This window comes from Rhizobium sp. BR 249 (assembly GCF_047445895.1).
GTDB lineage: Bacteria > Pseudomonadota > Alphaproteobacteria > Rhizobiales > Rhizobiaceae > Rhizobium.
The window spans coordinates 266,838-281,558 of sequence record NZ_JARWKX010000002.1 but is presented as its reverse complement, the minus strand read 5'-3'; the positions used below and the strand labels follow the sequence as shown (position 1 = coordinate 281,558).

General features: G+C 60.9%; 19 protein-coding genes. 6 read left to right on the top strand and 13 right to left on the bottom strand.

Features of this window, described 5'->3' with window-relative positions:
* Positions 1-479, top strand: a 479-nt coding sequence (locus QD408_RS03905; protein ID WP_414138412.1) for a calcium-binding protein, incomplete at its 5' end; no start/stop codon positions are given.
* A 307-nt stretch (positions 480-786) separates the two neighbouring features.
* On the opposite strand, the gene QD408_RS03900 is transcribed toward QD408_RS03905, so the two are convergent.
* The 7 genes from QD408_RS03900 to QD408_RS03870 all read right to left on the bottom strand — a co-directional run bounded on the left by QD408_RS03900 (position 787) and on the right by QD408_RS03870 (position 6,757).
* On the bottom strand, positions 787-1,185 hold the full coding sequence (locus QD408_RS03900) for a hypothetical protein (RefSeq protein ID WP_088684901.1): 399 nt from the start codon (positions 1,183-1,185) through the stop codon (positions 787-789).
* A gap of 79 nt (positions 1,186-1,264) precedes the next feature.
* On the bottom strand, positions 1,265-1,936 hold the full coding sequence (purQ, locus tag QD408_RS03895; RefSeq protein WP_088684902.1) for a phosphoribosylformylglycinamidine synthase subunit PurQ: 672 nt from the start codon (positions 1,934-1,936) through the stop codon (positions 1,265-1,267).
* Positions 1,933-2,487 (bottom strand): RNA 2'-phosphotransferase, encoded by a 555-nt coding sequence (locus QD408_RS03890; protein ID WP_414138411.1) that lies wholly within the window; start codon positions 2,485-2,487, stop codon positions 1,933-1,935. The genes purQ and QD408_RS03890 overlap by 4 nt, the downstream gene beginning before the upstream one ends.
* Positions 2,488-2,530: 43 nt before the next feature.
* A complete protein-coding gene (gene purS / locus QD408_RS03885; protein WP_088684904.1) occupies positions 2,531-2,773 on the bottom strand; it encodes a phosphoribosylformylglycinamidine synthase subunit PurS in 243 nt (80 codons plus the stop codon).
* 15 nt (positions 2,774-2,788) lie between these two features.
* Positions 2,789-3,553 carry a phosphoribosylaminoimidazolesuccinocarboxamide synthase gene (purC, locus tag QD408_RS03880; RefSeq protein WP_088684905.1) on the bottom strand — a complete coding sequence of 255 codons (765 nt, stop codon included), beginning with the start codon at positions 3,551-3,553 and terminating at the stop codon, positions 2,789-2,791.
* 252 nt (positions 3,554-3,805) lie between these two features.
* Positions 3,806-6,106, bottom strand: a complete 2,301-nt coding sequence (locus tag QD408_RS03875) for a putative bifunctional diguanylate cyclase/phosphodiesterase (RefSeq protein ID WP_414138410.1) — start codon at positions 6,104-6,106, stop codon at positions 3,806-3,808.
* Between the two features lie 96 nt (positions 6,107-6,202).
* On the bottom strand, positions 6,203-6,757 hold the full coding sequence (locus QD408_RS03870) for an RBBP9/YdeN family alpha/beta hydrolase (RefSeq protein WP_414138409.1): 555 nt from the start codon (positions 6,755-6,757) through the stop codon (positions 6,203-6,205).
* 173 nt (positions 6,758-6,930) lie between these two features.
* Between QD408_RS03870 and QD408_RS03865 the strand changes: the two genes are divergently transcribed.
* Together QD408_RS03865 and QD408_RS03860 are read left to right on the top strand one after the other, a co-directional pair.
* Positions 6,931-7,734 (top strand): DUF2189 domain-containing protein, encoded by an 804-nt coding sequence (locus tag QD408_RS03865; RefSeq protein ID WP_414138408.1) that lies wholly within the window; start codon positions 6,931-6,933, stop codon positions 7,732-7,734.
* 109 nt (positions 7,735-7,843) lie between these two features.
* Positions 7,844-8,269 carry a low affinity iron permease family protein gene (locus QD408_RS03860; RefSeq protein WP_088684908.1) on the top strand — a complete coding sequence of 142 codons (426 nt, stop codon included), beginning with the start codon at positions 7,844-7,846 and terminating at the stop codon, positions 8,267-8,269.
* Between the two features lie 9 nt (positions 8,270-8,278).
* Here the strand turns inward: QD408_RS03860 and QD408_RS03855 are convergent, their stop codons facing one another.
* The 6 genes from QD408_RS03855 to QD408_RS03830 all read right to left on the bottom strand — a co-directional run bounded on the left by QD408_RS03855 (position 8,279) and on the right by QD408_RS03830 (position 13,223).
* A complete protein-coding gene (locus QD408_RS03855) occupies positions 8,279-8,575 on the bottom strand; it encodes a hypothetical protein (RefSeq protein WP_414138407.1) in 297 nt (98 codons plus the stop codon).
* Between the two features lie 162 nt (positions 8,576-8,737).
* Positions 8,738-10,045, bottom strand: a complete 1,308-nt coding sequence (purB, locus tag QD408_RS03850; protein WP_414138406.1) for an adenylosuccinate lyase — start codon at positions 10,043-10,045, stop codon at positions 8,738-8,740.
* A 129-nt stretch (positions 10,046-10,174) separates the two neighbouring features.
* The gene (locus QD408_RS03845) at positions 10,175-10,660 is read right to left on the bottom strand and encodes a hypothetical protein (protein ID WP_414138405.1); all 486 of its coding nucleotides are present in this window, start codon (positions 10,658-10,660) and stop codon (positions 10,175-10,177) included.
* 17 nt (positions 10,661-10,677) lie between these two features.
* A complete protein-coding gene (locus QD408_RS03840) occupies positions 10,678-11,403 on the bottom strand; it encodes a DUF2259 domain-containing protein (protein ID WP_414138404.1) in 726 nt (241 codons plus the stop codon).
* Positions 11,400-12,077 (bottom strand): ribulose-phosphate 3-epimerase, encoded by a 678-nt coding sequence (rpe, locus tag QD408_RS03835; protein WP_088684912.1) that lies wholly within the window; start codon positions 12,075-12,077, stop codon positions 11,400-11,402. Before rpe ends, QD408_RS03840 begins: the two co-directional genes overlap by 4 nt.
* 63 nt (positions 12,078-12,140) lie before the next feature.
* Complete coding sequence (locus QD408_RS03830; RefSeq protein ID WP_414138403.1) at positions 12,141-13,223, bottom strand: ABC transporter substrate-binding protein; 1,083 nt, start codon at positions 13,221-13,223, stop codon at positions 12,141-12,143.
* Positions 13,224-13,403: 180 nt separating this feature from the next.
* Here QD408_RS03830 and QD408_RS03825 point away from each other — a divergent pair, with 180 nt between their 5' ends.
* The 3 genes from QD408_RS03825 to QD408_RS03815 all read left to right on the top strand — a co-directional run bounded on the left by QD408_RS03825 (position 13,404) and on the right by QD408_RS03815 (position 14,704).
* Entirely contained in the window at positions 13,404-13,898 is a 495-nt protein-coding gene (locus QD408_RS03825) for a flavin reductase (protein WP_088684914.1), read from the top strand.
* Between the two features lie 32 nt (positions 13,899-13,930).
* On the top strand, positions 13,931-14,248 hold the full coding sequence (locus QD408_RS03820) for a TfoX/Sxy family protein (RefSeq protein ID WP_088684915.1): 318 nt from the start codon (positions 13,931-13,933) through the stop codon (positions 14,246-14,248).
* 171 nt (positions 14,249-14,419) lie between these two features.
* Entirely contained in the window at positions 14,420-14,704 is a 285-nt protein-coding gene (locus QD408_RS03815; protein WP_414138402.1) for a hypothetical protein, read from the top strand.
* The last annotated feature ends 17 nt before the right edge of the window (positions 14,705-14,721 follow it).

Here is a 14,721-nt window from a genome sequence, read left to right as displayed (position 1 = left end):
ACACCTATGTCATCTCCACCGGCGACGTCGTCGTCGAGAATACCGACGAGGGTATCGACACGGTTCGCGCGCTGGCAAACTATACGCTCGGCAGCAATGTCGAGAACCTCACCTATATCGGCACGGCAGCCTTTACCGGAACCGGCAATGCGCTCGACAACGTTATCGTCGGTGGCAATGGCTCCAACACGCTAACAGGCGGCGCCGGCAATGATACCCTGAGTGGTGGAGCGGCGGCAGACGTCTTCATTTATTTGCCGAACTGGGGCCATGATACAATCACAAACTTTGTGGCAACCGGCAGCGCACATGACATGATCAGAATCGATCACAGCATTTTTGCCGACTGGGCGTCGCTTCTTGCGGCAAGCGGTCAGTCTGGTGATGATACAATTGTTACAGCCGATGCAGACAATACCATCACGCTAAAGAATGTGCTTCTATCAAGCCTTCATTCAGGGGACTTCCTGTTTGCGTGATCTTCGCCCGCACTTTGGTGGTTCAGCGCCTGCCGGAGAGCCAAAGTTTTGTTGTTGTGACGGCGTGCATCAGTAATGCGTCGCGCGCCGGTCTTGGTTCGAGGCCGTTGGTCGCGAGATCCGAGATGCTGGAGACCTTAAAGCGCATCACGTCCGACTTGATGCATGCGACGCGCTTTAGCTCTTTTGTTTTACGCACGTCGTTACCCCGCCGCCCGCTTCCGGGCGACGCGGTAGCAGGCTGCTGAAAAACCCAGCGGCTTTGTTAACGTAATACGATTTCCAGTAGGCTGTCAGGTCGCAGCGATCAGTTGCAGGCCTTGTTGCCGGATGACCAGCGATTGACGTCGCCGGCGATGCGTCCTGCTACCGGTTCCTGCATCATTGGCCCGAAGGCCTGGAGGCGTGCCGGGCTGCCTTCGGCCTGGACGACGAGCAGCGGCCGGCTTTCTGGGCTGCCCTTGTGAACAAGCAGGATGCGGGGGCGGCCGGTGAAGGAATTGAGTTCCGGTGCGAGCTTGTAGGCCGCAAAAGCGGGATCGCCTGATTTGAACCAGCAGGCGTTGGCTCCAAGTGCCACCCGTTCCATCGTCGGCAGCGCGGCACGGTTCGGATTGGCTGCCGGCGCCGCCGACTGGCAGGCTGCAAGCATGGCTGCGAGAACAGTCGACACGGCAGCGTTTGCGACAGTGAGGCGAGGGCGCATTGGTCTTGCTCCAGGGATGAAGGCTTTGCATGCCGTTACCCGCGGCACGGCCCGCGGGCGGCATGCGTTCAGGGCGGGCTCAGGCGGCGATGACGTCGAGCGCCGAGGCGAAGAGGCCGCGGCCGTCAGAACCGCCGTGAGCGGCTTCAATCAGATTTTCGGGATGCGGCATCATGCCGAGCACATTGCCCTTTTCGTTCATGATGCCGGCAATGTCATTGATCGAGCCATTGGGATTGGTGCCCTCGGCATAACGGAACACGACCTGGCCGTTGCCTTCGATCTTCGCCAGCGTCGCTGCGTCGGCGAAATAATTGCCGTCGTGATGGGCGACCGGGCTGCGGATGATCTGGCCCTGCGCATAGGCGCGGGTGAAATCGGTATCGGCATTGGCGACTTCGAGCTTGATCTCGCGGCAGACGAATTTCAGCGAGGCGTTGCGCATCAGCGCGCCCGGCAGCAGGCCGGCCTCGACGAGGATCTGGAAGCCGTTGCAGACGCCGAGAACCTTCACGCCTTTTGCAGCCTTGTCGATGATCGCCTGCATGACCGGCATGCGGGCGGCGATCGCGCCGCAGCGCAGATAATCCCCATAGGAGAAGCCGCCCGGGATGACGATCAGGTCGACATCGGGGATCTCGGTTTCCGTCTGCCAGATCGTCACCGGCTTGTGGCCGGAGATCTTGGTCAGAGCTGCGATCATATCGCGGTCACGGTTGAGGCCCGGAAGTTGAACGACGGCTGATTTCATGGGGTCCCTGCGTCTAGCGAAAGATATTGAACTGGAACGCTTTCGGCGAGCCATACTCCATTGTCGGAGACAAAGAAAGAATGGCCCTTAGAAAACATGGCGGCTGCGTCGACACGCAGGATGATATAGTCGCCCTTGCGGCGCGTGGCGACGGTTTTCGCGATTTCGATATCCGTTGAGAGATGGACGTGGTGCCGCTCCATCTTCTTCAGGCCTTCGCGCTCGATCGAGGACCAGCTTATCCTTGACGTGCCGTGAAAGAGCACGTCGGGCGGCTGGACCGCCTTCAATGCCAGATCGACGCCGACGCTGTGGCCTTGATTGGCGCGAATTCTGTCATCGACGAGCGCAAAGCGTTTCTTCGGACTGTTCTCGATGATCTCAAGGATATCAGCGCGGGACACGCCGTATTTCGACGCCACCGCCTTTTCGAGCGCATCGAAGGATACCCATCCTTCGACATCGAGCGTCAGGCCCGCGGCATCAGGCGCATGGCGCAAAACATAGCTCATGAATTTCGAGACTTCCGTCTCCAGCTTTGCTTCCACCATGACGCTTGGTCCTCAAGGCCTGTGCGGGGCAGGCCCGCGATCGTCAGTCGATCGCGATCGCGTAGTTCTCGATGACCGTGTTTGCGAGAAGCTTCTCGCACATGGCCTTGAGGTCAGCCTCGGCCTTGGCCTTGTCGGCGCCTTCCAGTTCGAGGTCGAAGACCTTGCCCTGTCTTATATGGCCGACGCCGGAGAAGCCGAGGGCGCCGAGAGCGCCTTCGATGGCCTTGCCCTGCGGATCGAGAACGCCGTTTTTCAGCGTGACGGTGACACGAGCCTTGATCACTTTGTCTTTCCTGCCTTACTTGACGAGAACCGGGCCGGTGCCGCGCACAGGCTCGTTTTCATTGATGATGCCGAGACGGCGCGCAACTTCGGAATAGGCTTCGAGCAAGCCGCCGAGGTCACGGCGGAAGCGGTCCTTGTCCATCTTCTCGTGGGTTTCGATATCCCACAGCCGGCAGCTGTCCGGCGAGATCTCGTCGGCGAGGATGATACGCATCAGATCGCCTTCGAAGAGGCGGCCGCATTCGATCTTGAAATCGACGAGCTGGATGCCGACGCCGAGGAAGAGGCCGGTCATGAAGTCGTTGACGCGGATGGCGAGCGCCATGATGTCATCGAGTTCGGCCGGATTGGCCCAGCCGAAGGCGGTGATATGCTCTTCGGAGACCATCGGATCGTCGAGAGCGTCGGACTTGTAATAGAATTCGATGATCGAGCGCGGCAGGACGACGCCTTCCTCGATGCCGAGGCGCTTGGCGAGAGAACCGGCGGCGACGTTGCGCACGACGATCTCCAGCGGGATCATCTCCACTTCCTTGATCAGCTGCTCGCGCATGTTCAGCCGGCGGATGAAGTGGGTCGGGATGCCGATCTTGTTCAGATGGCTGAAGATATATTCGCAGATGCGATTGTTGAGGACGCCCTTGCCGTCGATGACTTCGTGTTTCTTCTTGTTGAAGGCGGTGGCATCGTCCTTGAAGAACTGGATCAAAGTGCCCGGCTCGGGGCCTTCATACAGAATCTTTGCCTTGCCCTCGTAGATACGGCGGCGACGGTTCATCGTGGTTATTCTCTGTTGTTGGCGCTCTTGGGATAGCGCGAGTGGATCGATCTCTTGGCGTCCCCTTAAAGGAAAAGAGAGTGTTTCACAATCCGCCTGTCGCTCCTTCCCCGGTTTCAGATTTTCATGGCTCCGGCTTCCGGATTTTACGGAAGGCCGCCAAGAGAATCGAATGAATTCGCGAGACGAGTTTAGCGTCTTTTCCTCTACGGTGGAATGAAGGCGAAATGGCGGGACGCTTATACCGGTTTTTTATTTGGCGGCCCTGCCGGTAAGCGCGCGGCGAAGCTCAGCCCGCGCGATGCGGGCTGCGTTTTCCCCGTGGCGCCAGCTTCCGGCGCGGATGAAGGAGGGGATCTGCATGGCCGGTATCGGCCGGGCGAGCGCATAACCCTGCAGCATATCGCAGTCGAGTTCTTCGAGAATGCGGATATGGTCCGCCGTCTCCACACCCTCGGCGATGACGAGGATATCAAGCGAGCGGCCGATGTCGATGATGGAGCCTACGAGTTTGCGCTGCTCGGCCGATTGCGGCAGCATCCGGATCAGCTCCTTGTCGATCTTCAGCGTCTTCGGGCTCAGGCGCAGCAGGCTGACGATCGAGGCGTGGCCGGTGCCGAAATCGTCGATCTGGATGTCGATGCCGAGCTTGCGCAGCTTTTTCAGGTTTGTCGTTACCGCCTCGTCACAATCGTCGAGCGAGATCGATTCCAGCAATTCGAAGGAGATGGTGCCGGGCGGGATCTTCAGGGCGCGAAGCTTCTTGCCGAGATCGGGATCGGCGAGCCGTCTGGCGGAGACGTTGACCGATATTTTCGGGACCGGCAGCCCATCGGCGAGCCAGGCTTTACGGTCGGCGAGGGCCTTCTCCAGGATCAGGGCGTCGATGGTCGAGACGACGTCGAGATCTTCGGCGATGTCGAGGAAACGGTCGGGCGTCAGCAGCCCGTGCGCCGGATGCTGCCAGCGGGCAAGGGTTTCGACACCTGTGACATCGAGCGTGCGGGCATCGAACTGCAGCTGATAGAATGGCACGAATTCATTGCGCTCCAGGCCGATCAGGATCTCGTCGGCAAGCTGCTTGGCGGAGACGATGTCGCGGCGGTCCGATGCCGAGAAGAATTCGAAACGATTGCGGCCGAGACCCTTGGCCCGATAGAGCGCGATATCGGCATCGAGCAGCATCTGCTTGGCGTCGAGCTCCGGCCCGCTGTCGACGGCGATGCCGACGCTGGCGCCGAAGCGGCAGTCGTGCCCTTCATATCTGACAGGTTTGCGCAATTCACGGATGACGCGCTCGGCAAGGCCGACGACCTTCTTCGAGGCCGCATCGACGGCGCAGAGGATGACGAATTCGTCACCGCCGATCCGGGCGACGAAATCGGCAGCGCGGACGGAATTCCGCAGCACGCCCGCGACATGCCTCAGCATGGCGTCGCCGGCCCGGTGGCCGAGTGTGTCGTTGATCTGCTTGAAGCGATCGAGATCGATATGCAGGATGGCCAGCGCCAGGCCTTTTGCACGGCATTCGGCCGAGCGTTCGTCCAGCATCTTGTCGAGATAACGTCGGTTCGGCAGGCCGGTGAGGTAGTCGTGCAGGGCCAGGTGCTCGATGCTCGCCTTGGCGGCCTCGAGCTCGCGGTTGCGCGCCTCGGCCAGATCCTTGGCGCGCTGCAGTTCGTTGCGCAGCGCGACTTCCTCGGTCACATCCCAATTGGCGCCGACCACTTTGCGGCGGCCGTTGCCGTCGATGAAATAGGCGGAGCTGGCGCGGATGATGCGCTCGGTGCCATCGCCGCGGATGATACGGTATTCCTGCTGAAAATTGCTGCCGCTCGCGACGCTGCGGTCGACCAGGCCGAGCACGCGCTCGCGATCATCGGGATGCAGGCTTTTCGCCCAGATCTCGCCGGCGTTCCGGCGCGAAATGCCCTTCAGCCCGTAAATGGCCATGAGCCGTTCGTCCCACTCGACCATGTTCTCCTCGATATCGGCCTCGAAGACGCCGATGCGGGAAATATCGAGCGCCAGATCCAGCCGGCGCGAGAGGCGCGACAGCGTCTCCTCGGCCTGTTTGCGGGCGGTGATATCGGTGTCGGTGCCGACGATGCGCGTGGGAACGCCGGCCTCGTCCCATTCCACGCAGGCGCCGCGGCATTCGATCCAGATCCAGCGGCCATCCCTGTGGCGCTCGCGATACTCGAAGATCTGATAGTCGGGGTCGCCGGCATTCTGCCGATCGATGGCATGGACGACGAAATCGCGATCATCGGGATGGACGAGCTGCAGCCAGGCGTCGTAGTCCCCGGCGGCTTCTTCGTCCGGCGCCATGCCGCGCATCGTCTTCCACGTTTCGGAATAATACTTCCGGTCGAGACGGTAATTGTGATCCCAGACCCCGAGGCTGGAGCCGACGAGCGCATAGTTCCAGCGGCTCTCCCGTTCGGCCAGATCGGAATCGTCCACCGCCGTCCCGTTGCCGACGCCTGCCTCTGCCGCTGCGGCATCGCCATGCGGATCATCGGCCTCTGGATGGGCTTTCTTCACGGGCATTCTCACTCATTTCGTTCGACGCAGTCTGCGGTCATTCCATTAAGAAAGACTTAGAAAAGCAATCACTCAATTAGCGAGTTGGCAAGTTTTCCTCAATCAGATGGAGAGCCGACTGAGGAACTGAGCAAAGACCATGGTCCCTTCGGGCCAGGGGCCATGACCGGAATCGGCGTTGATATGACCGGCCTCGCCGGCATCGACGAGGAAGGAGCCCCAGCTGCTGGCGATATCGTCGGCATGCTCGTAGCTGCCGAACGGATCGTTGCGGCTGGCCACCGTGATCGAGGGGAAGGGCAGCGGATCGCGCGGATAGGGGCCGAACGTCATCAGATGTTTCGGGCGGATATCCGGATTGGCGACATCGGGAGGGGCGACGAGGAAGGCGCCGGCCACCCGATTGCGGAAATGCGGAATAGCATGGATCGCCGATGGGACGCCGAGCGAGTGGGCGACGAGGACGACGGGGCGCGTGGAAGCGTTCACTTCCTCGGCGATGCGGGCGATCCAGTCTTCACGGACCGGCTTCGTCCATTCGGCCTGTTCGACGCGCCGCGCCGTGCTGAGCTTTGCCTCCCAGCGGCTCTGCCAATGGCCGGGGCCTGAATTGGTATAGCCGGGGATGATGAGAATATCTGCGTCTGAGGCTTTCATAGTGCCGCCGATGTGAGAAAGCTCGGCCGAGATGTCAAGAGGCACTCCAAGGGAGAGAGCGACACGGGCGCCGAAACTTGCTATATAGTGTGAGTGCCGGTTGCGGATTTCGTATCGGCTTGCCGCCGATGCTTGTCCGCCGCCGACCGATCTCGGCTGAGGAGGAGAAAGCCATGGCGGCATTTCATGTCATGACGGGTGCCAGCGAAAACATCTCGTGGCCCGTGGTCAATCGCATCAGTATCGCCGACGTCTTCGACGCGCTGAAGCGCGGGCTCGACGATTTTAGTGAGAAGCCTTCCCATTACGTGTTCCTATGCCTGATGTATCCGATCGCCGGCGTCTTCCTGACGCTATGGACCTCTGGCGCCAACCTTTTGCCGATGGTCTTTCCGCTGATGTCCGGTTTCGTGCTGATCGGCCCGATCGCGGCGATCGGTCTCTATGAGATCAGCCGCCGCCGCGAAGAGGGTCTCGACACCTCTTGGACGCATGCGCTCGATGTGCGCCATTCGCCGGCGCTGCCGTCGATCGTCGCGGTCGGGCTGATGCTCTTCGGCCTCTTCGTCGTCTGGCTGGTGACGGCGCAGACACTCTACGGCAACCTGCTCGGCGACGTGTTTCCGCGCACCATGGCGGATTTCACCCGCCAGGTCTTCGGCACGGCACAAGGCCTGCAGCTGATCATCTGGGGCAATCTCATCGGCTTCCTCTTCGCGCTCGTCGTGCTGGCGATATCCGTCATCACCTTTCCGCTTCTGCTCGACCGCGACGTCGGAGCCGTTGCCGCCGTCGTGACCTCGATCCGCGCGACGGTCGCCAACCCGGTGCCGGTGCTGCTCTGGGGCCTGATCGTCGCAGCACTCCTCGTCATCGGCACGATCCCGGTCTTTGCCGGCCTTGCCGTCGTCATTCCGATCCTCGGCCATGCGACCTGGCATCTCTATCGCAAGCTGGTTGCTCGCCAAGCCGTGTGACCACGGCTTTTCTCCCGGGATCTCAGCTTGGCTGAGGTCCCCCAGGGGAACATTCGAACCTGCCTCGGCGTTTTTAGCGTAGACTTCGAGGAGGATTTCAGACGTGACGATGAAGCATCTGTTTGCCCGTTTCGCAACCAAGGCATCGGAATGGGCGGGCAAGCCCGTCGTCTTCATCCTGGCGCTGGCGGTCGTCGTCATTTGGGCGGCGCTCGGCCCCTTCTTCGGCTATTCCGAAACCTGGCAGCTGATTATCAACACCGGCACGACGATCATCACCTTCCTGATGGTCTTCGTGCTGCAGAACGCCCAGACGCGCGATACGCGAGCGATCCAGGCCAAGCTCAACGAAATCATCCTGACGAGCCACGCCGAGAACCGCTTCATCGGCATCGAGCACCTTGATGAAGAGGAGCTGAAACGGCTCGATCAGCTTGTGGCCAAAGCGGCCGAGGGCAGGGCCGGGGCGGAGGCTTGCAGGACGGCGGAGGTGGAGAAGGCGGAGACGCCGAAGAGGGGGCCCGTTATTAAATAAAATCGAAATTTACTGCGAAAAAAGAATTGCGGCAAACGCAATCAGCAGCATTAAAAACAATAAAATAAGCAATGGCATCGTATATAAAACTCTAGATCTATTTGGGATAATATCTTCTTCCTCGGCTGACTCTCTTTTGTACATCTTTGATCCGATTTTACTATCTAATTCAAAATCCCATTTATTTTTCTTGTAAAATATAAGCTCTTTCACTTCTGTTGTGACTAGAAAAATTATGGCTAAGGATAGGACTGCTATGGGGGTGATTGCCCCATAGGTATCCAGATGATTTTCTAACGAAGCCACGCGTTATCCCCTGCGGTGCCTTATGTGTTTTGTAATTTATTGTACGCGCGGAAAATAGCGAGCGGTTTTATGCCGTGTGCTCCTGTGGCAGTTCTTTGCGCAGGCAGATATGAAAACGACGCCCTTAGGGGGCGTCGCCATATTGTTGATTCCCGAACCCGCTCACGCCTTGCCAAAGACACGCCGGAAGATCGTGTCGACATGCTTGGTGTGATAACCGAGATCAAACTTCTCCCGGATATCCTCTTCCGAAAGCGCGGCACGGACCTCGGCATCGGCCAACAGCTCTTCCAGAAAATCCTTGCCCTGTTCCCACACCTTCATCGCATTGCGCTGGACGAGGCGGTAAGCGTCCTCGCGGGAGGTGCCGGCCTGGGTGAGCGCCAGGAGGACACGCTGGGAGTGGACGAGGCCGCGGAACTTGTTGAGGTTCTTCTCCATGTTCTCAGGGTAAACCAGCAGCTTTTCGATGACGCCGGCGAGACGCGAGAGGGCGAAGTCGAGCGTGACGGTGGCGTCCGGGCCGATTATGCGTTCGACCGAGGAGTGGGAGATATCGCGCTCGTGCCAGAGGGCGACGTTTTCCATGGCCGGCATGGCGTAGGAGCGGACCATGCGGGCGAGGCCGGTCAGGTTTTCGGTCAGGACCGGATTGCGCTTGTGGGGCATCGCCGAGGAGCCCTTCTGGCCGGGCGAGAAATATTCCTCGGCTTCCAGCACCTCGGTGCGCTGCAGGTGGCGGATCTCGGTCGCGAGCCGCTCGATCGAGGAGGCGACGACGCCGAGGGTGGCGAAATACATGGCGTGGCGGTCGCGCGGGATGACCTGGGTCGAGACCGGCTCGGCCTTCAGGCCAAGGGCCTCGGCGACATGTTCCTCGACGCGCGGATCGATATTGGCGAAGGTGCCGACGGCGCCCGAGATGGCGCAGGTCGCGACTTCCTCGCGGGCGGCGACGAGACGCTGGCGGCAGCGCTCAAATTCGGCATAGGCGAGCGCCAGCTTGACGCCGAAGGTGGTGGGCTCGGCGTGGATGCCGTGCGAGCGGCCGATGGTGACGGTGTCCTTGTGTTCGAAGGCGCGGGTTTTCAGCGCCGTGAGCAGCCGGTCGAGATCGGCAATGAGGATATCGGTGGCGCGCACCAGCTGAACGTTGAAGCAAGTGTCGAGCACGTCTGATGAGGTCATGCCCTGGTGGACGAAGCGCGCATCCGGGCCGACGATTTCGGCGAGGTGGGTGAGGAAGGCAATGACGTCATGTTTGGTGACGGCCTCGATCTCGTCGATGCGGGCGACGTCGAAGGTGGCCGCGCCGCCTCTTTCCCAGATCGTTTTTGCCGCCGATTTCGGGATGACGCCGAGTTCCGCCAGCGCGTCGCAGGCATGCGCCTCGATCTCGAACCAGATGCGGAACTTGGTTTCGGGAGACCAGATGGCGACCATTTCGGGCCGGGAGTAACGCGGGATCATGGGCGGCTGCCTTCACTTCAAGAGGTTTAAGCGTCGAAGATTTGGTTTTACGCAATTTCGGACGCAAAACCGCTGGGCACTTTTGCTGAAATTGCTTTAGCGCCCCTGTAGCAAAGACGGGCGGCAATCTCAACGCATGCGTTTGGCAAGATGATAACTGCTTGCGACAAGGCAGACGAGGCCGAGCGGCAGGAAAAGGCGAAGGCCGATCACCAGGAACTGGTAGACGGCGCTGATGCTGGTAAAGACGAACTGGAAGGCCCAGACGATGCTGCCGAAGGGTGCGTGCCAGCGCGAATAGAAGATCCGGTATTCCATGGCGAAGAGGAAGGCGGTCACCAGGATCGTAGCCGCCGTCAGCGTCACGAAAAAGGCGGCGAACCGCGCTTCCGGCGGCCTGTTATAGGCAAGGAAGCGGGCGACCGGCAGGGCGAAGGGCCAGGAGAGCAGGCCGCCGAGGAAATAGAGTGCTGCGACCTCGGCAAGCCGGCTGGTCTGCAGGCCGTTGCGGAGATAGAGGCCGAGCATGGCGGCAGCCAGCATCTGCATGCCCCAGAGCAATGCACCGACAAAGAGATCGGAGTAGGGCGGCTTTGCCGCCCGAAGGCGATCCATCCTGGGGCGATCCTCGCTCAGGGATGGACAGGAACGGCGATCCAGCGTCCGTTCCTCTCGGCATCGAAGGCCAGGACGAGAGCGACGTGAACCGGGTTTCCACCTTCCGGCTGGTAGACCATCGCGCCGCCGATCCGGTATTCCACCGAACATACGCGCTCGGCCGGGACAGTGGTGGCCTGGCGGGCCGCCTGCCGGTTCGGGGCGCCTTCCTTCTCGATCATCTGCAGGCTGAAGCCGATGACGCGCTTATCGACCGCGGCGCAATCCTTCGGCGTCGGCATCGGCATCTCGCCAAGCGAGAGCGTATAGGGCGATTTCGGCGGTCCGTCGGTCGCAAGCGTCGTGTAGCGAAGCGTCTTCGAGGGGGAGCCGAGCTCGGTCGGCGGATTGAACGCGGCGATCAGGCCGGGATTGGTCAGGAGATCGTATTTGTCCATCTGGCCGCGCGCCGCCGTCAGGTTCTGCCGCCGCGCCTTGGAGAGATTGGCGTCCTTCTCGGTCAGTTCAGTGCGGAAAGGCGTGCCTTCGAGATACTGGCCGTTTTCGGTATCGATGAAATAGGTGTTGGAGTAGGGGGCGTTGCCGTCACCCTCGATGCCGAATTCCTGAAATGCGAAGACCTTGCCGTCGGCGGAAAAGCCGATCGGCTGGATGCTGGCGATGTCTCCGGCTAGTGATATGCCGGGGAGGCCGGCAATCGCGGCGGCAAGCATGCCGCCCATCATCAGACGCTTCTTCATCCTCGTGCCCCTTCGGCTGCCTGACGCAGACCGGCGACGGTCTTGCGGTAATCCTCGACTGTATCGCCCTTGAAAATCGCCGATCCGGCAACGAGGACGTTGGCGCCGGCGCGGGCGATATCAGGCGCCGTTTCCACCGTGACGCCGCCGTCGACCTCGAGTTCGATCGGGCGGTCACCGATCAGTGACTTTGCGGCGGCGATCTTGGCCGTCATCGCCGGAATGAATTTCTGGCCGCCGAATCCGGGATTGACCGACATGATCAGGATGAGGTCGATATCATCGAGCACGTTCTCGATGGCGCTGAGCGGCGTTGCCGGATTGATCGTCACCCCGACCTTCTTGCCGAGATTGCGGACGGTTTGCAGCGAGCGGTGCAGATGCGGCCCGGATTCGGCATGGACGGTGATGCGGTCGCAGCCGGCCTTGGCGAAGGCTTCGAGATAGTCGTCGACCGGCGAGATCATCAGGTGGCAGTCGAAAGTGGCCGATGTATAGGAGCGCAGCGACTTGATGACATCGGGACCGAAGGAGATGTTGGGCACGAAATGGCCGTCCATGACGTCGAGATGGATCCAGTCGGCGCCGGCGGCCGTCACGTCGCGCACCTCCTCGCCGAGCCTGGCGAAATCCGCCGCGAGGATCGAAGGGGCAATGCGAATGGGCAGCGTCATCAGGTTCTCACTCCGTAGGAGGCGCCATGACCGCGGCGCCCGAATTCAAGGCTCGCGGCGTGCTTATTGCGTCGGCGCGGCAGGTGGAAAAAAGCCGCTGCCTCGCCATTCGAGCAAACGGTAGGGATTTTGCGAAAGTTCATGCCCGCCGGTGAAGGCGACGACGCCGATCGGCGTCTGGAATGTGGTGCCGGCAAGCGTCTCCTGGAGCGGCTTGCCCGCCTGGGCGGCGGCTTGCGCAGCCTGGCCGGCGATGAGGGCTGCCGCCATCGAGGGCAGGATATAACCTTCCGGTTCGACGCCCTTGGCACGCAGGGCCTCGGCCGCAGCCGCGCCTTCCGGCAGCACTGCATATTCGGGCAGCGTGACGGCGCGCACGCCGTCCGTGAGCGGCAGCGGCTGATTGGCGGCGCGCATGGCATCGCCGCCGAGAATGGAGAGCGGGATGTTCTCCGCCTTGGCATCGCGGGCGATGACGGAGACGTCGTTGCGGTCGCCGCCGATGAAGACCCTGGTGGCGCCGGCCCGTTTCAGGCGGCGCACGAGAGCGATCTGCTGCTCCTGGCCCGGGCGATAGGTGTCGGTGAAAACAGGCTTCAGGCCGTTCTGCTCCAGCGCGTTGCGCACGGCTTCCGTCAGTTCGCGGCCATGGATGGTGCCGTCCTCGATCAGGGCGATCGGGTCTGCCGCCCAGTTCTTGAGGATCACCTCGATGATCTTTGCCGCTTCGGCGCCGTCGGCGGGCGCAAGGCGGAAGAGCGGCCAGCCGTTTTTCAGCGCATCCTCCATCAGGATGCGTGAACGTACCGAGACGGTGATCGCGACAATATTGGCGTCCTTCAGCTTCGGCAACGCGTCTTCCAGCGTCTCGCTGCAGAGAAAGCCGACGGCTACCTGAACCTTGGCATTGACGAGCGCATCGGCAACCGCCGCGCCGCTATTGTCCTCGCAGGTCTCATTGATGGCGACGAGCGTATTTCCGGATTGCTGGATCTCGAAACCGGCGCCGGCGGCGATCTGTGCGCCGAGAAGCGCGAGCGGGCCGCCCTGGGGAGCGACGACGCCGATCGTCACGCCGGCCGCATGGCCTTGCGCCGCCGCTACCAGCAGCGCCAGAAAGGCTGCTATGCCACGCAGGTTGATCATGAAAGGCGGAGATCCCTAGCCATCGTCCATGCCCTTTTATCCGCAAGGCCGCGATCGTCAAAGAAAAACAAGCGCAACACGGTGCTTTTCACTGATCCTATTGTAGAAAACGTAACCGATGCTCGCCATATTGGCGCGATAGCAAGACGAACCAGGCATAAAAGCGGACGGGAGAAGCAGGTGTTGAACAGGCAGCATATCGACCCTGGCCTTTATCGCGATGCCATGAGCCGTTATGCCGGCCATGTGCAACTTGTGACCACGGCGATGGAGGGTATGCGCCGCGGCGTCACCATTACCGCCGCCTGCTCGGTTTCGGACAATCCCGCATCGGTGCTGATCTGCCTCAACAACACCAACCCGAAGAACGAGATCTTCTTCCGCAGCGGCATCTTCGTGCTCAATACGCTCGGCGCCCAGCATCAGGGCGTTGCCGACGCCTTTTCCGGCCGCACGGCGCTTGCCGATCACGACCGTTTCGCAAGCGCCCGTTTCGACACGCTCCTCACCGGCGCGCCGGTTCTTGCCGATGCGCTGGCCGCCTTCGATTGCCGTGTGACCGACATCAAGGAAATGCCGACGCACAATGTCATCTTCGGTGAGGTCGCCGCCGTCCGCTTCAGCGAAAAGCACCCGGCGCTCATCTATATGAACCGGGATTATCATACGCTCTGATAGGAACGGCCTGGATTTCGAGGGGATAGAGCATGGACAATGCCGGGATCGAGGAAATGTTTCAGGGGCTCGGGCCGGTCACGATCAAGCGCATGTTCGGCGGCAAGGGCATCTATCATCTCGGGCGGATCATCGCCGTCGAAGTGCGCGACGAGATGCTGCTGAAAGCCGACGAGACGACCGCCCCGGAGTTTGCCGCCGCCGGGGCCACGCAATGGGCCTATGAGGGCAAGAAGGGCAAGCCCGTGAAAATGCCCTACTGGTCGATCCCCGAAGAGGCCTACGACGATCCCGATCTGATGGCGAAATGGGTGCGGCTTGCCTATGAGGCAGCGCTGCGCGCTGAATGACTACTCCATCCGTGGCCGCCTATTACGCCTTCCCGCGGCATTTTGCCTTGGTAATTTCACACATTCGGCGGCGCTTTGTAATCGCACGGCGCAATGATATGGTGCGCCGTCAATGCCGTATTTCTTATTGTTCCAGTCTATTTGATGCCATCCCCTTAGAGGAGAAATTGCATGTCTAAAATGATGATTCTGGGCGTAAAAGGTGAAGCCGGTCTTTGGCTGGTCGACTTCGAGGCAGGCACCGTCACCGCGATGGACGGTAACCGCGAAGATTATATCTCCGCCCGCGACAACGCCGATAAATTTGAAACGGATCTTGACGTCGCCGTCGGCTTCGAACGGAAGGAGGTCGCCTTCTCCGGTCATTACTACAAAACCCCCGATGTGGACGTCGCTGTAGCCTTTGAGCCGAAAGACGGCGCCTTCTCAGGGCATTACTACAAAACTCCGAGATAAATGTCGCGGTCCGCTCG

What these genes read in the sequence shown, in the direction of transcription:
- QD408_RS03900 (WP_088684901.1), bottom strand. Translation starts at nt 1,185, where the DNA reads ATGCGCCCTCGCCTCACTGTCGCAAACGCTGCCGTGTCGACTGTTCTC.
- purQ (WP_088684902.1), bottom strand. Translation starts at nt 1,936, where the DNA reads ATGAAATCAGCCGTCGTTCAACTTCCGGGCCTCAACCGTGACCGCGAT.
- QD408_RS03890 (WP_414138411.1), bottom strand. Translation starts at nt 2,487, where the DNA reads ATGGTGGAAGCAAAGCTGGAGACGGAAGTCTCGAAATTCATGAGCTAT.
- purC (WP_088684905.1), bottom strand. Translation starts at nt 3,553, where the DNA reads ATGAACCGTCGCCGCCGTATCTACGAGGGCAAGGCAAAGATTCTGTAT.
- QD408_RS03875 (WP_414138410.1), bottom strand. Translation starts at nt 6,106, where the DNA reads ATGCCCGTGAAGAAAGCCCATCCAGAGGCCGATGATCCGCATGGCGAT.
- QD408_RS03870 (WP_414138409.1), bottom strand. Translation starts at nt 6,757, where the DNA reads ATGAAAGCCTCAGACGCAGATATTCTCATCATCCCCGGCTATACCAAT.
- QD408_RS03865 (WP_414138408.1), top strand. Translation starts at nt 6,931, where the DNA reads ATGGCGGCATTTCATGTCATGACGGGTGCCAGCGAAAACATCTCGTGG.
- QD408_RS03860 (WP_088684908.1), top strand. Translation starts at nt 7,844, where the DNA reads ATGAAGCATCTGTTTGCCCGTTTCGCAACCAAGGCATCGGAATGGGCG.
- purB (WP_414138406.1), bottom strand. Translation starts at nt 10,045, where the DNA reads ATGATCCCGCGTTACTCCCGGCCCGAAATGGTCGCCATCTGGTCTCCC.
- QD408_RS03845 (WP_414138405.1), bottom strand. Translation starts at nt 10,660, where the DNA reads ATGGATCGCCTTCGGGCGGCAAAGCCGCCCTACTCCGATCTCTTTGTC.
- QD408_RS03840 (WP_414138404.1), bottom strand. Translation starts at nt 11,403, where the DNA reads ATGAAGAAGCGTCTGATGATGGGCGGCATGCTTGCCGCCGCGATTGCC.
- rpe (WP_088684912.1), bottom strand. Translation starts at nt 12,077, where the DNA reads ATGACGCTGCCCATTCGCATTGCCCCTTCGATCCTCGCGGCGGATTTC.
- QD408_RS03830 (WP_414138403.1), bottom strand. Translation starts at nt 13,223, where the DNA reads ATGATCAACCTGCGTGGCATAGCAGCCTTTCTGGCGCTGCTGGTAGCG.
- QD408_RS03820 (WP_088684915.1), top strand. Translation starts at nt 13,931, where the DNA reads ATGGACAATGCCGGGATCGAGGAAATGTTTCAGGGGCTCGGGCCGGTC.
- QD408_RS03815 (WP_414138402.1), top strand. Translation starts at nt 14,420, where the DNA reads ATGTCTAAAATGATGATTCTGGGCGTAAAAGGTGAAGCCGGTCTTTGG.